This is a genomic window from Blautia faecis (assembly GCF_027662325.1).
Lineage (GTDB): Bacteria > Bacillota > Clostridia > Lachnospirales > Lachnospiraceae > Blautia_A > Blautia_A faecis.
Window position 1 is genome coordinate 1 of the sequence record NZ_JAQDKY010000095.1, and the last position, 2,107, is coordinate 2,107.

The window sequence follows — 2,107 nt, forward strand, 5'->3', positions numbered from 1 at the left end:
ATGTTACAACGCTCGGACATTTCAAAAAAATTCACGGCGGACAGCCGGAAATGGTCGTCCGCCGAATCATACTACACAATCTTTTAGATAGATTGATTGTGAAATAATTTCAATCCAATCACCACATCTATCATAAGTTCCACAATGAGAATTATACTAATGGCAACATTAAAATTACATAGGTTATATAATCCGATATAGATTTCACAAGTAAGAAATACAACTTGCAGACACAAATTTAAGTATGTCACTAAATGCTCGTTAGTTCTATTCCACAATCTAAACAGGAACATTGTAAAAATAGGTTTTCCCGTAAAAGCAAAAAGCACTGACAATACCGGCACCAAAAATACATAGTAAGAATCTACTGCATTGCTGGGGGATGTACCTACCCATTGAATTGCTATTTTATCAGGAACAACGAAAAATAAAACAATAGATAAAATAACATTGATTATTAAGATGATTGTTGTTGCTTTGCAAAAATTGATTTTTTTCATGGTGTTTTCTCCTGTTATAAGTGTGCTTTATTTAGTCGGCAACATAATGGAAAATTCCGAACCCTTGCCCGGCTCCGAAACCACTTTGATATAGCCGCCCTGCCGTGTTACGATCTCGCGGGCCAGATACAGGCCAATGCCCACGCCCTGCTGTTCGTGTACTTCTTCCTCACGATAGAAGCGCCGGAAGATGGCGGCCTGATTGCTTTCGGAAATGCCCTTGCCGGTGTCGGCTACTTTGATTTCCACATACATTTCCCACAGCACCACCGACACAGCGATTTTCCCGCCTGCCGGGGTGTACTTCACCGCATTGTCCAGCAGGTTAAAAAGGGCTTCGGATGTCCACTTGCTGTCATGGAAAACGGTCAAATCCTCCGGGCAGTCCACGGACACAGCTATTTCCTGTTTGTCCGCTGCATACACAATCCGAGTGATGGCCTGAGCCACGGTATCAAAGAGGCGACCCGGTTTCTTATCCAACTGGATCACGCCCGTTTCCAGCCGTGAGGTTTTCACAAGGGCCTGAAAGAGAAAGTCCAGCTTATCCGTCTGGCTGCGGATTCCCCGGATAAAGTCGGTGCGCTCCGCCTTGGTCATAGGCTTTTCCAGCAGCGTGTCCGTCGCCATTTTCAGATTGCTTACCGGCGTTTTCACCTGATGGGAAATATCCGATACAAGGGTCTGTAACTCCTGCCGTTCCTCGTCCACCCGGCGGCGGTTCTCCTGCATGATCTGGTAAAGCCTTGCCAGCCGGTGTCCGATTCTGGCAAGCTGGGTTTCGCTGTCCTCTGGCCGCTGGGGCGCTTCATTTCCGGCGATCATGTGGTCTAAAGTCTGGCATAGGTCAGCGGTAAACTGCGACAGCCGCTTTCCAAACGCCTGCGTCAGTACAAAAATCCCTACAAGGGCGCACAACAGCAGCGCCCCGCCCGTCAGCAGCACCGCCGTCTGTTTTGTCACAAGAAACAGGGCTATGGTGATCCCGGACATGGAAAGGACAAGCCCCATTGCTACCCGGCCAAACAGCCGCTTTACCGAGAGGTTTTGCAACTTCATTTTGCCTCGCCTCCCGTCCATTGATAGCCCATGCCGTAAACAGTTTTGATGTAGGGCGCGCCGCCGTCGGATTCGATCTTACTCCGAATCCGGCTGATGGAGCTTGTCAGGGTGTGTTCGTCCACAAACTTCTCGTCTCTATCCCACAGCTTTTCCAAAAGCTGCCCACGGGTCAGCACTTGCCGGGGATTTTTACGGAACAGGTTCAGCATTTTGTACTCCATCGGGGATAGGGTCAGGGGCTTGCCGTTTAAGGAAGCCGTCTGCTCCGAGAAGTCCAGAAACAGCCGCCCGTCGTCGTAAATGTCCTTGGCCGGTTTGTGGTGTTCCAGCATGGCGAACATGGCTTTGATTTTTCGCTGCAAGGCCCCGATCACAAAGGGCTTTGTGATGTAGTCCACCGCGCCCACCTCATAGCCCCGTATCTGGTCGCTCTCCTGATCGTTGGCGGTCAGGAAAATCACGATGGTATCCGGGTGCTGGGGCTTTATCAGCTTGCACAGTTCAAAACCGTTCCCGTCCGGCAGGTTGATGTCCAGCAGCACTAA

General features: G+C 49.7%; 3 protein-coding genes. All 3 read right to left on the bottom strand.

The annotated features are described in order from the left end of the window. Positions 1 to 83: 83 nt before the first annotated feature. The gene (locus PGQ38_RS19210; protein ID WP_004611616.1) at positions 84 to 500 is read right to left on the bottom strand and encodes a hypothetical protein; all 417 of its coding nucleotides are present in this window, start codon (positions 498 to 500) and stop codon (positions 84 to 86) included. Positions 501 to 527: 27 nt separating this feature from the next. After that, on the bottom strand, positions 528 to 1,559 hold the full coding sequence (locus PGQ38_RS19215) for a sensor histidine kinase (RefSeq protein ID WP_270433163.1): 1,032 nt from the start codon (positions 1,557 to 1,559) through the stop codon (positions 528 to 530). Then, on the bottom strand, positions 1,556 to 2,107 hold a 552-nt coding region (locus PGQ38_RS19220; RefSeq protein WP_270433165.1), incomplete at its 5' end, for a response regulator transcription factor. The genes PGQ38_RS19215 and PGQ38_RS19220, both read right to left, overlap by 4 nt.

Bases quoted from the DNA above. Each gene is read 5' to 3' on its own strand.
- PGQ38_RS19210 (WP_004611616.1), bottom strand. From the start codon at position 500: ATGAAAAAAATCAATTTTTGCAAAGCAACAACAATCATCTTAATAATC.
- PGQ38_RS19215 (WP_270433163.1), bottom strand. From the start codon at position 1,559: ATGAAGTTGCAAAACCTCTCGGTAAAGCGGCTGTTTGGCCGGGTAGCA.